The 22,446-nt window shown below is 39.4% G+C and carries 21 protein-coding genes; 17 read left to right on the top strand and 4 right to left on the bottom strand.

What is annotated here, in order from left to right:
* Window positions 1-84 precede the first annotated feature (84 nt).
* From ASC84_RS02130 to ASC84_RS02095, 8 genes are all read left to right on the top strand, one after another.
* Window positions 85-1,299 carry a TerD family protein gene (locus ASC84_RS02130; RefSeq protein ID WP_056511218.1) on the top strand — a complete coding sequence of 405 codons (1,215 nt, stop codon included), beginning with the start codon at window positions 85-87 and terminating at the stop codon, window positions 1,297-1,299.
* A 57-nt stretch (window positions 1,300-1,356) separates the two neighbouring features.
* On the top strand, window positions 1,357-1,932 hold the full coding sequence (locus tag ASC84_RS02125; protein WP_056511216.1) for a TerD family protein: 576 nt from the start codon (window positions 1,357-1,359) through the stop codon (window positions 1,930-1,932).
* A 16-nt stretch (window positions 1,933-1,948) separates the two neighbouring features.
* Window positions 1,949-3,055 (top strand): DUF475 domain-containing protein, encoded by a 1,107-nt coding sequence (locus tag ASC84_RS02120; protein WP_004720367.1) that lies wholly within the window; start codon window positions 1,949-1,951, stop codon window positions 3,053-3,055.
* Between the two features lie 2 nt (window positions 3,056-3,057).
* Window positions 3,058-3,636, top strand: a complete 579-nt coding sequence (locus ASC84_RS02115) for a TerD family protein (protein WP_004720368.1) — start codon at window positions 3,058-3,060, stop codon at window positions 3,634-3,636.
* Between the two features lie 116 nt (window positions 3,637-3,752).
* On the top strand, window positions 3,753-5,060 hold the full coding sequence (locus tag ASC84_RS02110; RefSeq protein ID WP_004720369.1) for a VWA domain-containing protein: 1,308 nt from the start codon (window positions 3,753-3,755) through the stop codon (window positions 5,058-5,060).
* Window positions 5,061-5,074: 14 nt separating this feature from the next.
* Window positions 5,075-5,791, top strand: coding sequence for a TIGR00266 family protein (locus ASC84_RS02105; protein ID WP_004720370.1), 717 nt, complete (start codon window positions 5,075-5,077; stop codon window positions 5,789-5,791).
* 17 nt (window positions 5,792-5,808) lie between these two features.
* Window positions 5,809-6,399, top strand: coding sequence for a TerD family protein (locus tag ASC84_RS02100; protein WP_004720371.1), 591 nt, complete (start codon window positions 5,809-5,811; stop codon window positions 6,397-6,399).
* Window positions 6,400-6,647: 248 nt separating this feature from the next.
* Complete coding sequence (locus ASC84_RS02095; RefSeq protein ID WP_056511211.1) at window positions 6,648-8,852, top strand: OsmC domain/YcaO domain-containing protein; 2,205 nt, start codon at window positions 6,648-6,650, stop codon at window positions 8,850-8,852.
* 162 nt (window positions 8,853-9,014) lie between these two features.
* Here the strand turns inward: ASC84_RS02095 and ASC84_RS02090 are convergent, their stop codons facing one another.
* Window positions 9,015-9,896, bottom strand: a complete 882-nt coding sequence (locus ASC84_RS02090; protein WP_004720374.1) for a LysR family transcriptional regulator — start codon at window positions 9,894-9,896, stop codon at window positions 9,015-9,017.
* A 165-nt stretch (window positions 9,897-10,061) separates the two neighbouring features.
* Here ASC84_RS02090 and ASC84_RS02085 point away from each other — a divergent pair, with 165 nt between their 5' ends.
* The 6 genes from ASC84_RS02085 to ASC84_RS02060 all read left to right on the top strand — a co-directional run bounded on the left by ASC84_RS02085 (window position 10,062) and on the right by ASC84_RS02060 (window position 17,312).
* Entirely contained in the window at window positions 10,062-11,579 is a 1,518-nt protein-coding gene (locus ASC84_RS02085; RefSeq protein ID WP_056511207.1) for a CoA-acylating methylmalonate-semialdehyde dehydrogenase, read from the top strand.
* 15 nt (window positions 11,580-11,594) lie between these two features.
* Window positions 11,595-12,485 carry a 3-hydroxyisobutyrate dehydrogenase gene (gene mmsB, locus ASC84_RS02080; protein ID WP_056511205.1) on the top strand — a complete coding sequence of 297 codons (891 nt, stop codon included), beginning with the start codon at window positions 11,595-11,597 and terminating at the stop codon, window positions 12,483-12,485.
* A gap of 103 nt (window positions 12,486-12,588) precedes the next feature.
* A complete protein-coding gene (locus ASC84_RS02075) occupies window positions 12,589-14,241 on the top strand; it encodes an AMP-binding protein (RefSeq protein ID WP_056511203.1) in 1,653 nt (550 codons plus the stop codon).
* Window positions 14,242-14,314: 73 nt separating this feature from the next.
* Window positions 14,315-15,442 carry an acyl-CoA dehydrogenase family protein gene (locus tag ASC84_RS02070; RefSeq protein ID WP_056511889.1) on the top strand — a complete coding sequence of 376 codons (1,128 nt, stop codon included), beginning with the start codon at window positions 14,315-14,317 and terminating at the stop codon, window positions 15,440-15,442.
* Window positions 15,443-15,497: 55 nt separating this feature from the next.
* A complete protein-coding gene (locus tag ASC84_RS02065) occupies window positions 15,498-16,271 on the top strand; it encodes an enoyl-CoA hydratase (RefSeq protein WP_056511200.1) in 774 nt (257 codons plus the stop codon).
* 15 nt (window positions 16,272-16,286) lie between these two features.
* Complete coding sequence (locus tag ASC84_RS02060; RefSeq protein WP_056511198.1) at window positions 16,287-17,312, top strand: enoyl-CoA hydratase/isomerase family protein; 1,026 nt, start codon at window positions 16,287-16,289, stop codon at window positions 17,310-17,312.
* 107 nt (window positions 17,313-17,419) lie between these two features.
* Here the strand turns inward: ASC84_RS02060 and ASC84_RS02055 are convergent, their stop codons facing one another.
* From ASC84_RS02055 to ASC84_RS02045, 3 genes are read right to left on the bottom strand one after another with little or no spacing between them, the layout of a single operon-like run.
* Window positions 17,420-18,331 carry an alpha/beta hydrolase gene (locus ASC84_RS02055; protein ID WP_056511194.1) on the bottom strand — a complete coding sequence of 304 codons (912 nt, stop codon included), beginning with the start codon at window positions 18,329-18,331 and terminating at the stop codon, window positions 17,420-17,422.
* A 1-nt stretch (window position 18,332) separates the two neighbouring features.
* Entirely contained in the window at window positions 18,333-19,205 is an 873-nt protein-coding gene (locus ASC84_RS02050) for an alpha/beta fold hydrolase (protein ID WP_056511193.1), read from the bottom strand.
* A 21-nt stretch (window positions 19,206-19,226) separates the two neighbouring features.
* Entirely contained in the window at window positions 19,227-20,279 is a 1,053-nt protein-coding gene (locus ASC84_RS02045; RefSeq protein WP_056511189.1) for a sugar phosphate isomerase/epimerase, read from the bottom strand.
* Between the two features lie 179 nt (window positions 20,280-20,458).
* Between ASC84_RS02045 and ASC84_RS02040 the strand changes: the two genes are divergently transcribed.
* From ASC84_RS02040 to ASC84_RS02030, 3 genes are all read left to right on the top strand, one after another.
* Window positions 20,459-21,058: a TetR/AcrR family transcriptional regulator gene (locus tag ASC84_RS02040; protein WP_056511186.1), complete on the top strand. Its 600-nt coding sequence runs from the start codon at window positions 20,459-20,461 to the stop codon at window positions 21,056-21,058.
* Window positions 21,059-21,494: 436 nt separating this feature from the next.
* Complete coding sequence (locus ASC84_RS02035) at window positions 21,495-21,986, top strand: MarR family winged helix-turn-helix transcriptional regulator (protein ID WP_056511184.1); 492 nt, start codon at window positions 21,495-21,497, stop codon at window positions 21,984-21,986.
* Between the two features lie 68 nt (window positions 21,987-22,054).
* Window positions 22,055-22,393, top strand: a complete 339-nt coding sequence (locus ASC84_RS02030; RefSeq protein ID WP_056511181.1) for a DUF6616 family protein — start codon at window positions 22,055-22,057, stop codon at window positions 22,391-22,393.
* Window positions 22,394-22,446 lie beyond the last annotated feature (53 nt).

The following is a 22,446-nucleotide window of genomic DNA, read 5'->3' as shown; positions in this document are numbered from 1 at the left end:
AATTTAAAAACTTCATTTGAACAACGCATGATTTTAAATTCATTTTATCAAAAAGCGATAATATACCTATAAAGTGGAGGATTTATGCAGCTGGTTGCTGGTGGAAATATTCAAATACCTGCTCAGGATATTGAAATTTGTATAAAAACAGGTTTTTCATCTGACATTGAATTAGATGTTACAGCATATTTACTGGCCCAAGGCACGCTTAAAGTGCGTGGTGATCAGGACATGATTTTTTATGGACAACGTCAAACCCCCAATCAAAGTGTTGTTTTGCTAGAATCATCATCTAAGAACCCAAATCTCACCAAATTAAAAATCAATACTGCACTTTTAGATGCACAAATTCAAAAAATCGCTATTTGTGTCACGATCAATGAACCAAACACCATTGGAAATATTGTTCCGATTGATATTGAGCTTTATGCAGCGCAACAGCGTATTGCGACTGCACATTTGGATACTCGGAATAGAACTGAAAAAGCCTTAATCCTTGCAGAGATTTATTTACATAACAGCCAATGGAAATTTCGCTTTGTTGGTCAAGGATTTAATGGTGGGTTAAAGCCATTGGCTGAAAACTTTGGTGTTGTGATTGCCGATGAAGTGAAAAATACTACACCTACACCTACACCTACACCTACACCTATACCTACACCTACAAATTCAAATTCAAATTCAAATATTAATCTTTCTAAAATTCGACTGGATAAAAACAATTCAACCATCAATTTAACCAAGAAAGGCAATGGTTTTGGAAAAATTTCAGTCAATTTAAACTGGAATAAAAGCCAGCCCAAATCCCAATCATTTTTTCAGAAACTATCGGGTTCAAGTGCAATAGATCTAGACCTTGGCGCGATGGTGCAACTTAAAAATGGTGAAATTGATTTAGTACAACCGCTGGGTAATCGTTTTGGCCGTTTTGAGGTCAAACCTTTTATTCAGCTTGATGGCGATGATCGTACAGGTTCATCTGTACAAGGTGAAAATCTACATATCAATGGTAATCAATGGGATCAAATTGAACGCATTGTGATTTATGCTTATATTTATCAGGGTGCTGCGCAATGGGCTGCAACAGATGGTGTGGTCACCATTAAGATCCCAGACCAACCTGAAATTGAAGTTCATTTGACGGATGGTAATCAATTGACAACATGTTCTATTGTAGAATTAAAGAATAACAATGGCACTATACAAGCCAACCGAGAAGTTCGTTATTTTAAAGATCAAAAATATTTAGATGAACATTATGGTTTTGGGTTCCGATGGACACAGGGTTCTAAAAATTAATTGACTGCATGTATTTAAACAATGAATGCACACTGCAATAAAGTAGAGGAAATATAAATGGCAATTTCATTAAACAAAGGTGGCAACTTATCTTTAAGCAAAACTGACCCAAGTTTAAACCAAGTTTTGGTCGGCTTAGGTTGGGATGCGCGTGCAACCGACGGAACAGATTTTGACTTAGATGCTTCGGCATTTTTATTGAGCGAAAGCGGTAAAGTTCGTGGTGAACACGATTTCATTTTCTATAACCAAACACGTTCACCTGAAGGTTCTGTTGAACATACAGGTGATAACCGTACAGGTGCGGGTGATGGTGATGATGAAGCAGTTCGCATTAATCTCGCACAAGTACCTGCAGATGTTCAAAAAATTGCAATTACAGTCACCATTCATGAAGGTGAAAGTCGCGGTCAAAATTTTGGTCAAGTTCAAAATGCGTTTATTCGCGTGGTAAATGATCAAAGCAATACTGAAATTGTTCGTTTCGATTTGAATGAAGATTATTCAACAGAAACTGCCATGATTTTTGGTGAATTATATCGCCACAATGGTGAGTGGAAGTTTAGAGCTGTAGGACAAGGTTATGCTGGCGGTTTAAGCGCAATGTGCCAACAGTTCGGTATAAGCATCTAATATAAGAGTTCAATGGATGAAACATTTTCGCTTTTCGATTCTTTTTACCATCATTTGTCTAGCAATTTCTGCGTATTGGGGTTTTACACATGGTCCCCAAGCCGGCCTAATGACCATGTTCAAGGCATTGGCAATTACTGCAATTCTTGCAGTGATGGAAGTTTCTTTATCGTTTGATAATGCTGTAGTAAATGCTTCGGTACTTAAACACTGGAATCATTTCTGGCGAACCTTATTTTTAACAGTCGGTATTGTTATCGCTGTATTTGGTATGCGTTTAATCTTTCCATTACTCATTGTTGGCGTCACTGCAGACATGGGCATGATAGAGGTTGCAAAACTTGCGCTGAACGATCCAAAAACCTACTCTGAAAAGCTCATGGCACACCATGCTGAAATTGCAGCGTTCGGTGGTATGTTCTTGCTCTTAGTTTTTCTTAACTTTTTATTTGATGATGAAAAAGATGAGCATTGGTTCCATTGGTTGGAGTCAAAACTCGCTGATCTAGGCAATATTCAAGCGATTTCAGTGTTTATTTCATTATGTGCATTATTGGTTATGGCTAATTTTGTACCTGAAACGTCTCGTCTTGTTGTAACTATGGCAGGGATCTGGGGAATTGTGGTTTATGTCGGTGTTCAGGTGATCGGACACTTGCTTGAAGGCGGTTCACATGATGATGAACAAGAAGCAACTGAACAAACAACTTCAAATAATGGTGCACCAGTCACAGGTACAATCATCAAAGGTGGTATCGGCGGCTTCTTGTATCTTGAAGTACTTGATGCGTCTTTTAGTTTCGATGGTGTAATCGGTGCTTTTGCAATTACCAGTGATGTGGTAATTATTATGCTGGGCTTGGCAATCGGTGCAATCTTCGTGCGTTCTATGACGGTTTACCTTGTAGAAAAAGGTACGCTTGATGCTTATGTTTACTTAGAACATGGCGCGCATTATGCGATTGGTGCACTTGCATTCATCATGCTTGCAAGTGGAACAGGCTTACATATACCTGAAGTCGTAACAGGCTTGATTGGTGTCGCATTTATTGTTTGGGCAGTAATCTCATCAATTTCATATAGTAAAAAACAATCTCTTGAAACAACTGAAAAAGGAAATTAAAAATGGCTATTAATTTATCAAAAGGCGGTAACATCAACCTGTCTAAAACAGCGCCTACAATGAATAAAGTAGACTTAGGTTTAGGCTGGAATCCTCGTGTGACAGATGGTAAAGCATTTGACTTGGATGCGGTTGCTTTTCTGACTGGTGAAAATGGCAAAGTTCGTTTAGATGGCGACTTCATCTTCTTTAACCAAAAAACTTCTCCTTGTGGTTCTGTTAATCATAACGGTGATAACCGTACAGGTGACGGTGATGGTGATGACGAAACAATTTCAGTTGATCTAGCTAAAGTACCTGCTGATGTCGCAAAAATTGTTTTTGCTGTAACCATTCATGAAGGCCAACAAAATGGTCAAAACTTCGGTATGGTGGACAAAGCTTATATCCGTGTAATCAATCAGGATAACAATGCAGAAGAACTTGCACGTTTTGACTTATCTGAAGACGGTAGTACAGAAGTTGCCATGATTTTTGGTGAGTTATACCGTCATAGCGGTGAGTGGAAATTTAAAGCAGTCGGCCAAGGCTTTAACGGCGGCTTAGGTGCTTTGGCTGCAAGTTATGGTGTTGCAGTTTAATTTTTAAAATCTGTACTAAAAGATTTATCTTTTAGTACTTGAAAGTGATTCGGTTTAAATCGGTTCATTTATGAACACAGTAAAAATTATTTTCAAGTACTAAATAGAGAACAACAATGCAATTCATCACTGGACAAAAACTGGCACTTCACCAATTGTTGCAGACAGAGACACAGTTTAAACTACGTGTACAGGTTCAAGCACCTTTTGAAATCGATATTTCTAGTTTTGGTATTGCGCCAAACGATAAACTTTTCCATGATGATTATATGACTTTCTATAATCAGCCACAGACTCCGAAAGGCGAAGTTCAATATCAGCTTCAAGGCAACATGCATAGTTTTGCCTTTGATTTAAACAAGATAGATACAGCGCGAACATCACGTTTTGTGATCTGTGCCACTTTATCCAATGAGCAGTCTCAAATCCAAAATATACAATCGATTCTGGTCGAGTTATGTAATCAACAAGGGCAGGTGCTTGCGAGTTATCTTTTAAATGGTTCTAATTTTAGCCAAGAAAAAGCTGTGATGCTGACTGAGATTTACTTTAAAAGTGATGCTTGGCGTATCGCTGCAATTGGTCAAGGTTTTAATGGTGGCTTAAAGGCTTTGGTTGAGCACTTTGGGGGAGAAGTTGAAGAAAGTACAGCAGCTGCTCCATCAACAGTAAACCCATCGACAAGCAATACACCATCAACAATCGATCTGAAAAAGAAAGTGGTACTGGATAAAATCCAAAATGCAGCTCCACATTTGGTAGATATTACTAAAAAGTCTTTAATCAGTTTAGAAAAAAACAATTTACTCGATGTAAAAGCTCGTGTCGCTTTAGTGCTAGATTATTCAGGTTCAATGCACCAACAGTATATAAAAGGTGATGTGCAAAAAGTACTTGACCGAATTATGCCCTTGGCAGTCAATTTTGATGATGATGGCAGTTTTGAGTGCTGGGCATTTGCAGAAAAATCATTGCGATTAAGCGATGTAACCTTGAACAACTTAGAAAATTTTGTCAATACAGATCAAGGCGGTCATCCAAAGTGGAAAGCTGGTGCACGTTACAATAATGAACCCGCTGTACTTGAAGCCGTGATCCAATATTTTACCCAAGAAAATCCATCTCATTTACCGGTATACGTGGTATTTGTTTCAGATGGTGGGGTCAGTGAAAGTAAAAAGATTAAAAATATTCTTAAAAATGCATCCAGTTTTCCTATTTTTTGGCAGTTCGTGGGTATCGGCGGCCGTAACTATGGTGTGTTGGAACAACTCGATACGATGGATGGGCGAGTAGTAGATAATTGCAATTTTTTTGAAATGAGCAATATTCAAAGTATGCCTGAAGCACAACTGTATGATGCACTGCTTCAGGAATTTCCACTGTGGTTAAAAGAAGCGAAAAATAAAAACATTATTCGATAAAGTGAGGGCAATCGATGGCTAAATTTGAACTTGTAGGCAGTCCAGAACCATTTCTATTGGTCGATTTGGTACAGGGAGAAAAAATATTTTGTGAATCTGATGCAATGGTCATGATTGAGCAAAATTTAGAATTGGCAGGAAATTTACGCGGCGGATTATTTCAATCATTTATGCGTAGATTTACCACAGGCGAATCACTGTTTCAGCAAGAAATCAAAGCATCATTTGGTCATGGGCAGTGTTTACTTTCTCCAAACATAGATGGTGATATGCAAATTCTTAACATAGGACCTCAACAATACACTTTATCTGATGGGGCTTTTGTTGCAGCAACAGAACATGTCAATGTCAAAGCCAAGATTCAAGCAAATTTAGGTGGTGGATTCTTTGGTGATACAGGTGGTTTTGTGGTGATGGAATCATCTGGACAAGGACAACTGTGTATTTCAGGCTGTGGTACCTTGATGGAAGTCGATGTCAGTACCCAGAACGGAGAAACCACCATTGATAATGGTCATGTTGTGGCATGGGATTCGTCTTTAAGTTACAACATTGGTATGCCAAGTTCACAAAACCGCGGAATTGTTGGAAATCTTTTAAACAGTTTTACCAGTGGTGAAGGTATGGTGCTTAAGTTTAGGGGCAATGGCAAAGTCATTATTTGTTCCCGAAATCGCAAGAGCTACCTCACCTGGTTATCTTCAGCTTTAAATTTAAATAGAAACAATTAAATCTATGAGGGAAACACATGAGTATTAGTTTAGTAAAAGGTCAAAAAATCTCTTTAGAAAAAGGTGATGGTTCATCTTTGACCAAAATTTATCTTGGTGCAGGCTGGGATGTGGCGAAGAGTGGCGGATTTTTAGGTGGTCTTTTTGGTGGCGGTGGTGGTGATTCAATCGACCTTGATGCTTCAGTCATTATTTTTGATGAAAACAACCAACCGCTTGATGCAGTATGGTTCGGTCAATTAAAAAGTAAGGATGGCAGTATTTGGCATTCAGGGGATAATCGTACAGGTGCTGGTGATGGCGATGATGAAGTGATCCATGTTGATCTAACCAAAATCCCACCGCAAGTCAAAGCACTGGTTTTTACAATTAGTAGTTTCCGCGGTCAAACTTTTGAAAAAGTTGAAAATGCTTTTTGTCGTTTAGTTGACTCAAATACCAATACTGAAATCGCAAAATATAACCTTTCAGCAAAAGGCAATTATACTGCCTTGATTATCGCTAAAGTTTATCGCCACAATGGCGCATGGAAAATGTCTGCGATTGGCGATACCTGTAATGGTAAGACCATTCATGACATGCTTCCTTCGATCATTCCGGTGCTTTAAGAGCGGCTGTAAAAATTTTTAATTAACAAAGCCATTTCTAGAAATGGCTTTTTGTTTAAAGTATTTTCAATCTTTCCATTCTAAAGTTATCAATTGTGTAAAATAATTCTATAATAGCGTCCATTATTACTGATCTCAGTTGAGGTTGGTTCGTTTTTAAGTCAATTTCTTCTCCGTGATTCGGCTTATTTTTCAATATTTAAATTTTATGTGTCCATGCCAACACATAAGAATATTTAGGTGCCCACATGGAAATCAAAGTCAATTACCTCGACAATCTTCGACAAGAAGCCAAGTTCGATGACTTTACAGTAATTGCTGATCAACCCATTCGCTACAAAGGTGATGGCTCTGCGCCGGGTCCTTTCGATTATTTTCTTGCATCATCTGCTTTGTGTGCTGCTTACTTTGTCAAAGTATATTGTGCAGCTCGTGATATCCCGACAGATAATATTCGTTTATCTCAAAACAATATTGTCGATCCTGAAAACCGCTATAAACAAATTTTTAAAATTCAGGTTGAACTACCTGCGGATATTTCGGATAAAGATCGTCAAGGTATTTTGCGTTCGATCGACCGTTGTACCGTTAAAAAAGTCATCCAAACAGGTCCTGAATTTGTTATTGAAGAAGTTGAAAGTATTGATGCAGATGCACAAGCATTGCTCATGCCAAACTTAGCACAAGAAAGCTCAACTTATATTGAAGGTAAAGATCTACCTTTAGAGCAAACTATTGCCAATATGTCAGAGATTCTGGCAGGTTTGGGAATGAAAATTGAAATTGCCTCATGGCGAAATATTGTTCCAAATGTATGGTCATTACATATTCGTGATGCGCAATCACCAATGTGTTTTACCAATGGTAAAGGTTCAACCAAAGAAAGTGCTTTGGCTTCCGCATTGGGAGAGTTCATTGAGCGTTTAAATTGTAATTTCTTCTATAACGACCAGTTTTGGGGTCAAGACATTGCCAATGCTGAGTTTGTACATTATCCAGATGAGAAATGGTTTAAACCAGGGCCAAATGGAGCGCTACCTAAAGAAATATTGGATGAATATACATTAGAAGTATATAACCCAGACAATGAATTGTTAGGTACGCATTTATATGACACCAACTCAGGTAATACTGAGCGTGGAATTTGTTCATTACCATTTGTGCGCCAATCAGATCGAGAAGTTGTATATTTCCCATCAAATTTGATTGAAAACCTATACTTAAGCAATGGTATGAGTGCAGGAAACACCTTAGCCGAAGCTCAAGTACAGTGTTTATCTGAAATTTTTGAACGTGCGGTTAAACGTGAAATTTTAGAGGGAGAAATTGCACTTCCAGATGTGCCTGAAGACGTTTTAGCAAAATACCCGCGTATTGTTGAGGGCATTAAAGGCCTAGAAGAACAGGGCTTTCCAGTCTTGGTTAAAGATGCATCGTTGGGTGGTGAATTTCCAGTGATGTGTGTCACGTTGATGAACCCACGTACAGGCGGCGTATTTGCATCGTTTGGTGCACATCCTAAGCTTGAAGTTGCTTTAGAGCGTAGCTTAACTGAGTTGTTACAAGGTCGTAGTTTTGAAGGTTTAAATGATTTACCTAAACCAACCTTTAGCAGTAATGCGGTGACTGAACCGAATAATTTTGTTGAACATTTTATCGATTCAAGTGGTGTGGTGTCTTGGCGTTTCTTTAGTGCAAAATCAGACCATGACTTTGTTGAGTGGGATTTTAGCAGTGCAGGTGAAAATGCCAATGCTGAAGAAGTAAAGACCATGCTAAACATTCTTGAAGAAATGGGCAAAGAAGTCTATATGGCAGTCTATGAACACTTAGGCGCGACAGCTTGCCGTATCATTGTGCCTGATTATTCTGAAATTTATTTGGTTGAAGATTTAATTTGGGACAATACTAACAAAGCATTGTTATTCCGTGAAGATATCTTAAATCTTCATCGTTTAGATGATGAACAACTTGAAGCTTTAGTTGAACGTCTAGAAGAAGTTGAAGTGGATGATTACACCGATATCGTAACTTTAATTGGGATTGAGTTTGATGATAATACTGTGTGGGGACAACTGACCATCCTTGAGTTAAAGCTGTTGATTTATCTTGCTTTACAACAGTTTGAAGAAGCCAAAGATTTAGTTGAACAATTCCTGCAATACAATACCAATACTGTAGAACGCGGCTTGTTCTACCAGTGTATGAATGTAATGCTTGAAGTTGAACTAGATGACGACATGGATTTAGATGACTATGAAGCGAATTTCCGTCGTATGTTTGGTGATGAACGAATGGATGCAGTTATTGGTTCTCTAGACGGCAGTATACGTTTTTATGGTTTGACTGAAACCAGTATGCAGCTTGAAGGGCTTGATCGTCATTTAAGACTTATTGACAGCTATAAGAAGTTACATAAGGCACGTGCTAAAGCTGTTGGCTTAGCAAGTTAAACGCATTTTACTTTAGAACATAAGTGAAATACCCAAGATTCGTCTTGGGTTTTTTATTTTTAAAAATAATACAATATTTAAAAAATCACTCAATCAAAGGATTAAGTTTATACTGATGATGAAATGGGCTATCCCTAATATCTCTTATGAATAAGTGAATGACTAATCCATCAATAAATTTTGATATTTATCAGCTTGTGTTCTTAAAAAATCCCAAACCAATTTAATACGTGGTTCATGCTGTAAATCGACTAAAGTTAGCATCCAGAAGGTATGAATAAAACGAACTTCGTCTTGTAACACCTGTTTAAGTTCTGGCTTATTTTCTGCCAAAAACTTCGGCAAAATTGCCAATCCAGCACCTGCACTCACAGCAACTTGTTGGGCCAAAATACTGCTACTTCTAAAATTTGCATTGAGCTGTAAGGGCAGACGTTCTAAACAATACAGTTCAGGGCTATAAATTAAATCGTCAATATAGTTTACAAACTGATGGTTTTTTAAATCTTCAAGTTTTTTAATCGCTTGGGTACTTTCTAAATAGCTTTTACTGCCATAAATTTTAAGACAATAATCGGTTAAACGGGTAATAATATAAGGTCCTGACTTAGGACGATCAATGGAAATCACAATATCAGCTTCACGATGCGACAGCTTAATCATTTTTGGAACTGGGATAAGATCAATCGTCAGTAAAGGGTATTGTTTAGACAGTTCTGCCAATAGCTGGGCTAAAAATGCTGTTCCAAAACCCTCAGGTGTGCCAATTCGCACATGTCCTTGTAACGGTAAGTTGGGCTTTTCAATTTGCAAGAATGCTTGTTCCATTTGCTCAACACGGGGCACCAGTGCCAAGCCTTCCATAGTCAGTTCATAGCCTGTGGCTTCGCGTCTAAACAACGGCGTTCCTAAAGCTAATTCTAGCGCCTGTATCCGTCTAGACACGGTACTGTGTTCGACCCCAATAATACGAGCTGCATTGGTTAACGTCTTGGCACGCGCTAAAACTAAAAAAAACTGTAGGTGATCCCAATCGACTTTCATTGTGTATGACATCCTTGTGCATATTTGCACATTCATTGTGCGTTAATTTCTATTGGTCATCTATATTTTCTTTGTTAGTTTGATTTGAAACAGCACTGATGAAAATACTGCTTTTGGCTATTTTCTAAGAATGTAACAACAAAAAATATTGCCTATGGAGAGGTTATGAACACAATGTCAAATATTCATTCGACGACGGCTAAATTATTAATTAATGGAAAATTTACCGAATCAAATACTACTGAATGGCAAGACATTCTAAATCCAGCGACCCAAGAGGTGCTTGGTCGTGTCCCAATGGCAACTCTAGACGAAGTTGATGCTGCAATTGCTGCTGCACAAGAAGCATTTAAAACTTGGCGTTTTACACCGATTCAAGCCCGTATGCGTATCATGCTGAAACTGCAAGATTTGATTCGTGACAATATGAAAGATATTGCCCGTGTTTTGACCGCAGAACAAGGTAAAACCTTGGCTGATGCAGAAGGTGATATCCAACGTGGCTTAGAAGTGGTCGAACATGCTTGCTCAATTGGCACCTTACAAATGGGTGAATATACTGAAGGTGTAGCCCGTGGTGTAGATACTTATACCTTGCAGCAACCATTGGGGGTATGTGCTGGAATTACCCCGTTTAACTTTCCTGCCATGATTCCACTATGGATGTTTCCAATGGCGATTGTTTGCGGCAATACCTTTGTACTTAAACCGTCTGAGCAAGATCCATTATCGACCATGATGCTGGTTGAATTGGCATTACAAGCGGGTGTACCTGCTGGTGTACTCAATGTGGTACATGGTGGCAAACAAGTGGTAGATCGTCTATGTACGCATCCAGACATTAAAGCCATTTCATTTGTAGGTTCAACAGCGGTAGGGACGCATGTCTATAACTTAGCGGGTCAACATGGTAAACGTGTGCAATCGATGATGGGAGCAAAAAACCATGTCGTGGTCATGCCAGATGCCAACAAAGAACAAACCTTAAATGCTTTAGTTGGTGCTACATTTGGTGCGGCTGGACAACGTTGTATGGCATTGTCTGTTGCTGTAATGGTCGGTGAAACTAAAAACTGGGTGGATGAATTGGTTGAAAAAGCCAAAACACTGAAAGTCAATGCTGGGCATGAACCGCAAACAGATATTGGTCCTGTGATCTCACCACGTGCCAAAGCTCGCGTTATAGATTTGATTAATAGCGGTATTGCACAAGGTGCGCAACTCTTACTCGATGGTCGAGACGTACAAGTCCAAGGCTACGAAAATGGCAATTTTGTTGGTGCAACCATATTCAATCAAGTCAGCACCGATATGCGTATCTATACTGAAGAAATTTTTGGCCCTGTATTAGCCATTATTCATGTTGATACGCTAGAACAAGCCATTCAATTGGTCAATGCCAATCCGTTCGGAAATGGTGTGGGCTTATTTACTCAAAGTGGTGCAACAGCGCGTACTTTCCAAAGCACCATTGATATCGGTCAAGTTGGGATTAATATTCCAATTCCTGTGCCAGTTCCATTCTTTAGCTTTACCGGATCAAGAGGTTCAAAATTAGGGGACTTAGGGCCTTATGGTAAACAAGCAGTACAGTTCTATACTCAAACTAAAACCATTACCAGTCGTTGGTTCGAAGACACACAAGAAAAAGGTGAAGTGAATACCACCATCAGTCTGCGTTAATATAGGAGTTCAAGGATGAATATTGCATTTATTGGTTTAGGCAATATGGGCGGTAAAATGGCCCATAATTTACTCAAAGCAGGCTTGACGGTTTATGGCTTTGATTTAAGTGATGTTGCAATCGCACATTTCACCGAAGCAGGCGGAATTGCCTGTAATAGTCCACAGAAAGCAGCAGAAAATGCAGATGTGGTAATTACCATGCTGCCAGCCGCAAAGCATGTTAAAGAGGTCTATTTGGGTGAAAATGGGGTACTTGCTGTGCTTAAACAAGGCAGCTTATGTATCGACAGCAGTACCATTGATCCACAAACTATTAAAGACATTGCTGCAATTGGTGCAGAGCAAGGAATTCAAATTTGTGATGCACCTGTTTCAGGTGGCACGATCGGGGCTCAAGCAGGTACGCTAACCTTTATGGTAGGAACTGATGATAAAGCTTTTGAACAAGTCAAATCTGTGCTTGCACCAATGGGTAAGAACATCGTGCACTGTGGTGAAGTGGGTGCAGGACAAATTGCTAAAATTTGCAATAATCTCATTTTAGGCATTTCAATGGCCGCAGTGGCTGAAGGCATGGCGCTAGGGGCAAAACTCGGTATCGATGCACAAGCATTAGCAGGCGTAATCAATAGTTCAAGTGGTCGTTGCTGGAGCTCGGAAGTGTGTAACCCATGGCCGGGTATTTCTGCAAATGCACCTGCTGGACGTGGTTATAGTGATGGCTTTGCCTCTCAACTGATGCTTAAAGATTTGGGTTTGGCTGTTGAAGCCGCAGGCCAAGTCAAACAACCTTTGCTTTTAGGTGGTTTGGTACAACAGCTTTATCAGCAACTGTGTATGCAAGGTCATGCTCAACTCGATTTTTCCAGCATCATTCAGCAATATTTGCCTAAAGAAACTTAATCATCAATCGAAGCATAGTCAATTTCACCACCAATGGGTGGTGAAAAACCAATAGATTCACTCGTGTCATGAATAACAATAAATCCAGGCCGGAGTATATAATATGTTGAATTATCAGGATGTTGCTAAAACATTTAATTTAGATGGTGCGGTTAAAGAAATGCTCTCAGGTTCAGTCGATCAACTGAATGCCTGTTATGAATGCTGTGACCGACATGCGGAAGCAGATCGCGAAAAAGTTGCCCTATATTGGCAAGGTAAAGATGGCCGTAAAGAGCAATATACCTTTGCTCAACTGAAAAAATGGTCGAGTCAGTTTGCCAATTTTTTAAAGTCACAGGGTATTCAAGCTGGTGATCGTATTTCGGGTTTATTACCAAGAACTCCCGAATTATTGGTGGTGATTCTTGCTGCTTGGCGAATTGGTGCAGTTTATCAACCGCTATTTACTGCATTTGGCCCAAAGGCGATTGAACATCGAGTTCAGCTGGCAAAAAGCAAATTGGTTGTGACCGATATCGGCAATCGTAGCAAACTGGATGAAGTTGCACAGTGTCCACAAATTATGACCGTCTCTGATCAACAGGGTCATGCTGTACAACAAGACGATTTAGATTTTTGGAAAGAACTCAATCAACATGCTGAGCAATGTGATCTGGTCATGCAAAGCATTCAAGATCCATTTTTACTGATGTTTACCTCGGGCACCACGGGGCCTGCAAAACCTTTAGAAGTTCCACTCAAAGCCTTAATTGCTTTTGGCAACTATATGAAAGATGCGATCGGCTTACGCGCAGATGATGCATTTTGGAATATTGCTGACCCAGGTTGGGCGTATGGCTTATATTACGGTATCACAGGACCATTATTGTTAGGCCATGCCACTTTGTTTTATGAAGGTGGTTTTAGCATAGACAGTTTATGTCAAATTATTGATGATTATAAAATTACCAATTTGGCAGGTGCACCTACGGCATATCGGATGATGATGGCCGCGGATCCCACTCAAATGGCACAACTAAAGGGTAAATTCCGGGTTGTGAGCAGTGCAGGCGAACCTTTAAATCCAGAAGTTTTTCGTTGGTTTAAACAAGTGCTTGATGCGCCTATTTTTGATCATTATGGACAGACAGAGGTGGGCATGGTGGTTTGCAATCATCATGGTTTAAGCCACGAGGTCCGTGCAGGCGCTGCTGGTTTTGCCAGCCCAGGTTATCGTGTTGCTGTGGTCGATGATCAAGGCAATGAGTTGCCTGCCGATACCGCTGGAATTTTAGCGGTAGATATCAGTCAATCACCGATGATGTGGTTTGGTGGTTATAAAGAAAGTCGTAAATCACCATTTATCAAAAATTATTATTTAACCGGTGATACTGCTGAATTACATACAGATGGGAGTATGAGCTTTGTTGGACGTAGTGATGATGTGATTACCACCTCTGGATATCGTATTGGACCTTTTGATGTAGAAAGTGCATTACTTGAACATGAGGCAGTGATTGAAGCTGCTGTTGTTGGAGTCCCCGATCCAGAGCGAACAGAAATCGTTAAAGCTTTTGTGATTTTGGCAGAAAATAAAACACCATCTGAGGAATTGGCTGAACAACTTGGGCAATTTGTCAAAAAACGTCTGTCTGCCCATGCTTATCCAAGACAAGTTGAATTTGTTACTGAACTACCCAAGACCCCAAGTGGCAAGATTCAACGCTTTTTACTACGAAATCAAGAAATTGCTAAACAACAATTAAGTGTATAAAGCGAGTAAGGATCATCCTACACAAGCTAAACTTGCCGAATGTAGGATGTTAAATGATGCTAAGGAATATGAAATGCAATTTACTGAAGAACAATTATTGATTCAGGACATGGCGAAAAGTTTCGCCCAAGAACAAATTAAACCAAATGCAGCGGAATGGGATAAACACAGCATTTTCCCCAAAGAGACCTTGTCACAAATGGGGCAATTGGGATTTATGGGGATGCTGATTTCAGAGCAATGGGGTGGTTCAGATACTGGAAACTTAGCCTATGTCCTTGCACTTGAAGAAATTGCGGCGGCCGATGGCGCAACCTCTACCATTATGAGTGTGCATAATTCAGTCGGTTGTGTTCCGATTGCTAAATTTGGTAATGAAGAACAAAAACAAAAATATTTAATGCCTTTGGCACAAGGTGAAATGATCGGTGCTTTCGCATTGACCGAACCGCATACTGGTTCTGATGCAGCAGCACTGAAAACCCGAGCTGTCAAAGATGGTGAGGATTGGATTATTAACGGTGCAAAACAATTTATTACTTCAGGAAATAATGCTGGTGTAATTATTGTATTTGCAGTGACCGATCCAAGTGCTGGTAAAAAAGGTATCAGTGCCTTTATTGTGCCACGGGAAACTGCGGGCTATGAAGTGATTCGGACTGAAGAAAAACTGGGATTGCATGCTTCAGATACCTGTCAAATTGCATTGACTGATGTGCGTGTACACAAAAGCTTAATGTTAGGTCAAGAAGGTGAAGGGCTTAAAATAGCACTATCTAATCTGGAAGGCGGTCGTATTGGTATTGCTGCGCAAGCGGTGGGTTTGGCACGTGCTGCCTTAGAAGAAGCCAGCAAATATGCCAAAGAACGGATTACTTTTGGAAAACCGATTTTTGAACATCAGGCAATCGCTTTTCGTTTGGCCAATATGGCAACAGAAATCGAAGCAGCTCGTCAATTGGTCCATCATGCCGCACGATTGAAAGAAGCAGGCAAGCCCTGTCTCAATGAAGCCTCAATGGCAAAATTATTTTCCTCAGAGATGGCAGAGCGTGTCTGTTCTGCTGCACTACAAATCTTTGGTGGTTATGGTTATTTAAAAGATTTTCCAATTGAACGGATTTATCGTGATGCACGTATTTGTCAAATCTATGAAGGCACCAGTGACATCCAGCGTTTAGTGATTGCGCGAAGTTTATAAATAGAGTTAATCGCTGTGTATCAGATGATGGGATAAAACAGATAAGGAAATGAATATGCAATTTGAAACGATTTTACTGGAAAAACATAAAGGTGTAGGTTTAATTACACTCAATCGCCCAAAGGCTTTAAACGCATTAAATTCAAAATTAATCCAAGAAGTAAATTTAGCTTTAGATGACTTAGAAAAGGATCAGGATATTGGCTGTATGGTGCTGACTGGTTCAGAAAAAGCCTTTGCCGCTGGTGCTGATATTAAAGAAATGGCGGGATTGAACTTTCCCAATATTTATTTTGATGATTTTTTTAATCTTGCCGATCGAATTGCGCAACGCCGTAAACCTTTAATCGCAGCTGTCAGTGGTTATGCCTTGGGTGGTGGTTGTGAGTTGGCACTGATGTGTGATTTTATTTACTGTGCGGATAATGCCAAATTTGGCTTACCTGAAGTCACTTTAGGCGTGATTCCAGGCATTGGGGGTACGCAGCGTTTAACCCTTGCCATAGGTAAAGCCAAAGCGATGGAAATGTGTTTAACCGCTCGACAAATGGGGGCTATTGAGGCAGAACTGAGTGGTTTAGTTGCCCGTGTGTTTAGCCCCGAAGAGATTTTAACCCAGACTTTAAGTGCTGCAGAAAAAATTGCTGAAAAATCATTGGTGGCGACAATGATGATCAAAGAATCAATTAATCGTGCCTTTGAAGTGAGTTTGGCGGAAGGTTTACGTTTTGAACGACGAACCTTTCATTCAATTTTTGCTACTTTGGATCAAAAAGAAGGCATGCAAGCCTTTGTTGATAAACGCCAAGCCAACTTTAAAAATCAATAATAGGATGAAGATCGGATGAATACTGAAAATCATTTAATCATCGAACAGAACGCAGCTCTGGGTGTGATTAGCTTAGATCGAGTGTCCAGCCTGAATGCACTGACTTTGGATATGATCAATGGTATCCGTATACAAGTTGAAACTTGGCAAAATGATGCTAGCATTCAAGCGATACTGATCAAATCTAATAGCCCAAAAGCATTTTGTGCAGGTGGTGATATTCGTTATCTTTACGATTGTTATCAAAATGGTACAGATGGACATAAAAGCTATTTTATTGCTGAATATGACATGTTGAATAGCATTCGCGCGTCTAAAAAACCGGTTGTGGTATTGTTAGATGGCTATGTCTTAGGTGGCGGTTTTGGTCTGGCACAGGCCTGTCATATTATTGTCAGTAGTGAAAAATCACGTTTTGCCATGCCTGAAACGGCGATTGGTTTTTTTCCTGATGTTGCAGCAACGCATTTCTTGTCACGTTTAGATGATATTGGGGTCTATCTGGCAACCACAGGTGACCAAATCAGTAGCAGTGATGCCTTATATTTAGATTTGATTGATTATCATGTTCCTAGCCAACAATTTAATGACTTACTTGATGCGCTGAGCCAATCAAGCAATTTAAGCAAAGACAATATTGAACAGATAATTTCTAAATTTATTACCCGCCCTGTAGAAAGTGAACTCAGTGCATCGGTCGAGAACATTCGTAAGCATTTTGGCTTTGAAAATTTGCAAGATATTGAAAAAAGTCTTGAAAATGAAAAAGATCAACAGCATCAAGCATGGGCAAGCAAAGTCTTAAGCACTTTGCAACAACGTTCTTGGGTGGCGAAAAAAACCAGTTTAAGACTGCAATACTTGGGACGGGGATTGTCATTACAACAATGTATGCAGTTGGAACGAAATTTACAGGATATCTGGTTTGAACATGGCGATATTCTTGAAGGTGTTCGTGCTTTAATTGTCGACAAAGATAAACAGCCAAAGTGGCAAAAAAGCAATATTGTTTTAGATAAAATATTGGCTGAATTAGGTTAGTCTTTTTAATGCGTATATCAGTTCTGTTTTTATAAACATTCAGATACTTTTAAAATAGCAAAAAAGGAAATCATGCGATTTCCTTTTTTCACGATGATCAAAATCACCTATAAATCAATCTTATCGTATATAGCGTTGGCTTTCTCTGTGATTGCAGTCATATGGATTGCACCATGAATCATTCCTGCTAGAAAATGAAATTTCACCGAGACTCCAGCCTCTCTCAATCTTTCAGCATATTGTTCGCCATCATGACGCAGTGGATCATATTCACAGACAAAAATTGTTGCCTCAGGTAAGCCTTGTAATGATTGTGCCAGTAGAGGACTCACCAGCTCATTGGTTTTGTCAGAATCACTATTTAAATATTGATCCCAACAATACACCATTGTTGCAGTGGTTAAGTCATAACCATCCGCATAAGTTTCATAGGATTTACCATGCATCGTGGCATCTAAGGCTGGATAAAACAGCAGTTGTTGACTAATTTTGATTTCTGGATGCGCTTTAGCGAGTAAGCATGCAGCCGCTGCAAGGTTAGCTCCCGCACTATCACCACCCACAGCAATACGATTTTGATCAAGCCCTAAACTTAAAGCATGTTCTTGAATATAACGAAGTGCTGTAAAAAAATCTGTCAGCGGTACTGGAAATTTAAATTCTGGCGCTAAGCGATAATCCACTGAAAAGATAACATGCTGTGTTGATTCTGCCAGTAAGCGGCATGAACGATCCCATGCATCTAAACTCCCCAAACACCATCCACCACCGTGGGCAAATACTAAAGCTGGGTTGCTTTGTAGCTGCACCAAAGCATAGGGCGTATATACCCGAACTTGGATTTGAGCTTGATCAGAAGTTGTAATCCAAAAACTGGTTTGATAGCTGGAATCTTGCTCAATACCTTGCTGTTGTATGATGTCCTGATTTACCTGCGCTCTTAATCCACAAAGTGTATTTGCAACTGCTGTAACAGGTCTAGCGTTAAGCCAGTCTGCAATTTGATGATCTAAAGACATCTTATTGCTCCTGTTGTAGAAATTCTAAAATCAGGGAACAAAACGCTTCGGGTTGTTCCTCCATAATAAAATGACCACAATCTTTGACAATTGCACTGGTTAAATGCGGTGCAACTTTTTTCATGGTTTCATAAGGTGCATCATTGGTTGCCTGTTCTGCACCAATCGCCAATACAGGCATTTCTAGATTTTTAGTTGCGCGGATTTTATTTTGACGAATGGTTTCGGGGATTGAACGATAGTAATTAAAACCAGCCGTTAAACGTCCCGATACTTTATAAGCCTCAATATAAGTTGCAGCGGCGACTTTATCTCTGTGCCACGACCACTTATCAAAAATATAATTAAGATAAGTTTCTTCACGTCCACTGACCAAAGCTTCAGGTAAGTCCATCACTTGATTAAACATGAAATGCCATAGAAAAATATTTTCATCAGGTGAAACAAAAATAGGCGGTGGCGTTGCCAATCCGGGAATAACGGCTTCAGTCACAGCCAGAGAAGTAACAGATTGGGGAAAATCAGCTGCAAGTGCATAAGCAACCCACATCCCGATATCGTGACCAATCACTGAATAAGTATCATGTCCAAGTTTTGACATTAAGCTGGATAAAATTGTCGCAATTCGCCCCGTATCATAACTTCCATTCAGCGGGACAGAATATCCTGTTCCCGGTGGATCCACAGCAATTGCCTGATAACCATTGTCCGCCAATACGCTCATTACATTTCGCCATGCGTACCATGTTTGTGGCCAACCGGGGATAAGTAATACGATAGGACCACGACCTGTAGAGACATAATGAAGCTTTTTACTGTCTATATGGATGTAATGATGCTGAAATTGATCAACTAAATTTTCATGTGTTGTCATAGTAAATGCTCAATCTCTGCCTTAGATACCCAAAAGTTGATTTATTTGCAATTGATTGACAGGCGCTGCGGCAAAATCATCAAAGGTTTTATCAGTAACATGAATAATATGTTGTTGAATAAACTCAGCACCTTCACTTGCGCCATTCTCTTTATTTTTTAAACAACATTCCCATTCCAAAGTTGCCCAGCCCTGATAGTCGTTATGTGCCAATTTTGAGAAAATTGCTTTAAAATCAACCTGACCATCTCCAGTAGAGCGGAATCGACCTGCACGATCTCCCCAATTTTGATAGCCCCCATACATCCCTTGTCGACCTGTCGGGTTAAACTCCGCATCTTTAACATGAAACATTCGAATAAAATCTTTATAGATATCGATGTATTCCAAATAGTTCAGTTGTTGCAAGATAAAATGACTCGGGTCAAAAAGAATCTGACAACGTGGATGGTGGTGTGTCCGTTCTAAGAACATTTCAAAGGAAATGCCATCATGTAAGTCTTCGCCAGGATGAATCTCGTAGCACAGATTGACATTATGTTCATCACAGGCATTGAGGATCGGCATCCAACGACGTGCAAGTTCATCAAAAGCGGTTTCAATAAGTCCAGCGGGGCGTTGAGGAAAAGGAAAGATATAAGGCCATGCCAGTGAACCTGAAAAAGTTCCCATATCTTGCAAACCTAAGCGGGCAGATGCTTGAACAGAAGCCAACATTTGTTGTTCAGCCCATTGAGTTCTAGCTACTGAATTTCCATGTAAATGTGAAGGTGCAAAACCATCACATAAAGCATCATAAGCTGGATGCACAGCCATAAGTTGGCCAAAAATATGCGTTGTCAACTCACTAATTTCTAAACCATTATTTTGTAAAATTCCTTGTATTTCATCGCAATAATCTTGGCTTGTGGCTGCTAAATTAACATCAAATAAACGCTTGTCCCATGCTGGCAGTTGTACAGCCTTAAAGCCTTTATCGGAAACCCATGCGGCAATGCCCTCTAAATTATTAAATGGGAAAATATCATCACTGAATTGTGCGAGATGAATACTTGGACCTTTGATGGTTTGCATAGCTAAACTCAATTAGTTGTCGATCAACAAACAATAGGCTTTCTTTTGAATAAAAACAACAAGTTTTTAAAAAAGAAGCTAAAAAAGGGCAGCCTCTCCAACAAATCCTATTGATTTATTTGCGAAATTTATTTTTTCGAATGATAATAAAAAAAACTAAATCGGATTGAAGCGTCGTTATGGCTGGTAGACCAAGAGAATTTGATAGGGAAAAAGCATTGATTCAAGCGCGTGATTTTTTCTGGCAACATGGCTATGAAGGGACTTCGATGTCAGATTTAGTCGAGGTCTTAGGTATTGCTTCCGCGCGTATTTATAAAGCCTTTGGCTCTAAAGAAGCGTTGTTTCGAGAAGCTGTTATACACTACGAAGAAAATGAAGGCGGCTTTGCGATCCACGCTTTACAACAAGCAAATATTAAGGATGCGATCAGCCAATTATTTCAAGATGCAATCAAACTTTATACCCAGAATAATCATTCATATGGCTGTATGGTTGTATCATCTGCAAGTGTATTAAGTCAGGAAAATCAAGGTCTTTTAGACTGGATGAAGCAACAACGTATTGAACGTGGTCAAAGTCTGGTTAAGCGCTTTAAACAGGCGAAAGTAGAGGGACAATTATTAGAACATGCTGACCCTGAAATATTAGGGCAATATTACGGACTAGTGCTACATGGATTATCCGTTCAAGCCAGAGATGGTTATTCAGAACAAATGCTTTTGCAAATCATTGATTTTTCCCTTAAAAATTTAGATCAATATCTGGTTTCATCTTAAAATGCTTAGAAATAAATCAGCAATAAAAATGTATAAGTGATGAATATAGGACTTGGAAGATACATCGTATGATTGCGACTTATTTTGTTGAGTTTTAAAACATTGCTTTACGGCAAATAAATGGGCGTTTCATCACGTTGAAAGGGCAATATTGAATAGATTTTAATTTACGAATAAATTAAACTTTAACGATATATTTCAATAAATTATGAAACTTTATGAGCTAGCTTCTATCCTATTCAAAATAATGTTAAGGATTATTTTATCGATTTAACACGAGATAAAGTAAACATAAAAATTTAATCTGAAAAAATCTGTTTTAGTCCAATTAAAATCGATCAATTTAAGCACTGTTTTTTTTGGTAAAGAATCAATCTTGACACAGCTAAAATATTCAATATATAGTTAGCCACCATACTATATGGTTAAATACTAAATGAATCTAGAACAGAAATACACCGCGCTTTTGCATGAAGCGCAACGCCGTAAAATGGTAGATATTGAAAATTTACGCCTCTGTTTTCAAACGCTTTCACTCGCTTCAAGTATCGATCGAGACTGTGCCGCACAGCTTGCGCCTTATGGCTTATCTGAAGGGAGATTTGTGCTTTTATTTCTCCTTGATGCAGCTAATGATGCTGTAGCGCCTAAAACTTTAGCTGAACAAGCGGGAATTACCCGTGCCACAGTCACTGGACTACTGGATGGCTTAGAACGTGAACAATTGGTAGAACGTCATGCAGATCCAGAAGATCGTCGCGCGTTATGTATTCGACTGACGGTAAAGGGCAAACAAGTCGCAAAAACTGTGTTTGATCAGCATAGTCGCTGGATTGCCAGCCTGTTTGCTGGTTTAACCCAAGCTGAGCGTGAGCAATTAACAGGTTTACTTGAGAAAGTAGCGAAAAATCTTGTTGATAAACGCTGATAAAATATCTACATAAAAATCTTTTTAAATTATCGATATAAAACGTTGAATTAAATCAAGGAAAAATCATGAATCACTATCTAATTGAACTCTATACACCCAATGCAGTTTGGCAAGCTTTACCTATACAAGAGCGTCAACAATATTTGGCTGATGTTGGCGAAGCTATGGGAGGCTTGTCTAGTCTAGGTGTTGAGCTTTTAACACTCACCGAGATTGATACTGCCGTTGATCAAAGTAGTCATCATCGCTTTATGGGGATTTGGCGCTTTCCAAATCAACAGGCACGGGATGCATTGTTAACAGGTATTCAAGCAAGTGGTTGGTATGACTACTTCGATCATGTAAATGCTGCAGGGACGGAAGGTGATTTCCAGCAACATCTTGATGCTTTGGCGAAGTTTTAATTTCTCTTCAAAAATGCTTATTTATTTTCAAGGTCATATCAAAGTGTTCTTTA

The organism is Acinetobacter sp. Root1280 (genome assembly GCF_001425285.1).
GTDB classification, from domain to species: domain Bacteria; phylum Pseudomonadota; class Gammaproteobacteria; order Pseudomonadales; family Moraxellaceae; genus Acinetobacter; species Acinetobacter guillouiae.
The sequence above is the reverse complement of the archived record's forward strand: the minus strand, read 5'-3'. Positions and strand labels throughout refer to the sequence as shown.

Excerpts from the sequence above, each read along its gene's own strand:
- ASC84_RS02120 (WP_004720367.1), top strand. The coding sequence starts at position 1,949 with ATGAAACATTTTCGCTTTTCGATTCTTTTTACCATCATTTGTCTAGCA.
- ASC84_RS02065 (WP_056511200.1), top strand. The coding sequence starts at position 15,498 with ATGCAATTTGAAACGATTTTACTGGAAAAACATAAAGGTGTAGGTTTA.
- ASC84_RS02045 (WP_056511189.1), bottom strand. The coding sequence starts at position 20,279 with ATGCAAACCATCAAAGGTCCAAGTATTCATCTCGCACAATTCAGTGAT.
- ASC84_RS02115 (WP_004720368.1), top strand. The coding sequence starts at position 3,058 with ATGGCTATTAATTTATCAAAAGGCGGTAACATCAACCTGTCTAAAACA.
- ASC84_RS02040 (WP_056511186.1), top strand. The coding sequence starts at position 20,459 with ATGGCTGGTAGACCAAGAGAATTTGATAGGGAAAAAGCATTGATTCAA.
- ASC84_RS02125 (WP_056511216.1), top strand. The coding sequence starts at position 1,357 with ATGGCAATTTCATTAAACAAAGGTGGCAACTTATCTTTAAGCAAAACT.
- ASC84_RS02070 (WP_056511889.1), top strand. The coding sequence starts at position 14,315 with ATGCAATTTACTGAAGAACAATTATTGATTCAGGACATGGCGAAAAGT.
- ASC84_RS02130 (WP_056511218.1), top strand. The coding sequence starts at position 85 with ATGCAGCTGGTTGCTGGTGGAAATATTCAAATACCTGCTCAGGATATT.
- ASC84_RS02085 (WP_056511207.1), top strand. The coding sequence starts at position 10,062 with ATGAACACAATGTCAAATATTCATTCGACGACGGCTAAATTATTAATT.
- ASC84_RS02035 (WP_056511184.1), top strand. The coding sequence starts at position 21,495 with ATGAATCTAGAACAGAAATACACCGCGCTTTTGCATGAAGCGCAACGC.
- mmsB (WP_056511205.1), top strand. The coding sequence starts at position 11,595 with ATGAATATTGCATTTATTGGTTTAGGCAATATGGGCGGTAAAATGGCC.
- ASC84_RS02060 (WP_056511198.1), top strand. The coding sequence starts at position 16,287 with ATGAATACTGAAAATCATTTAATCATCGAACAGAACGCAGCTCTGGGT.
- ASC84_RS02050 (WP_056511193.1), bottom strand. The coding sequence starts at position 19,205 with ATGACAACACATGAAAATTTAGTTGATCAATTTCAGCATCATTACATC.
- ASC84_RS02105 (WP_004720370.1), top strand. The coding sequence starts at position 5,075 with ATGGCTAAATTTGAACTTGTAGGCAGTCCAGAACCATTTCTATTGGTC.
- ASC84_RS02100 (WP_004720371.1), top strand. The coding sequence starts at position 5,809 with ATGAGTATTAGTTTAGTAAAAGGTCAAAAAATCTCTTTAGAAAAAGGT.
- ASC84_RS02075 (WP_056511203.1), top strand. The coding sequence starts at position 12,589 with ATGTTGAATTATCAGGATGTTGCTAAAACATTTAATTTAGATGGTGCG.
- ASC84_RS02090 (WP_004720374.1), bottom strand. The coding sequence starts at position 9,896 with ATGAAAGTCGATTGGGATCACCTACAGTTTTTTTTAGTTTTAGCGCGT.
- ASC84_RS02055 (WP_056511194.1), bottom strand. The coding sequence starts at position 18,331 with ATGTCTTTAGATCATCAAATTGCAGACTGGCTTAACGCTAGACCTGTT.
- ASC84_RS02110 (WP_004720369.1), top strand. The coding sequence starts at position 3,753 with ATGCAATTCATCACTGGACAAAAACTGGCACTTCACCAATTGTTGCAG.
- ASC84_RS02030 (WP_056511181.1), top strand. The coding sequence starts at position 22,055 with ATGAATCACTATCTAATTGAACTCTATACACCCAATGCAGTTTGGCAA.
- ASC84_RS02095 (WP_056511211.1), top strand. The coding sequence starts at position 6,648 with ATGGAAATCAAAGTCAATTACCTCGACAATCTTCGACAAGAAGCCAAG.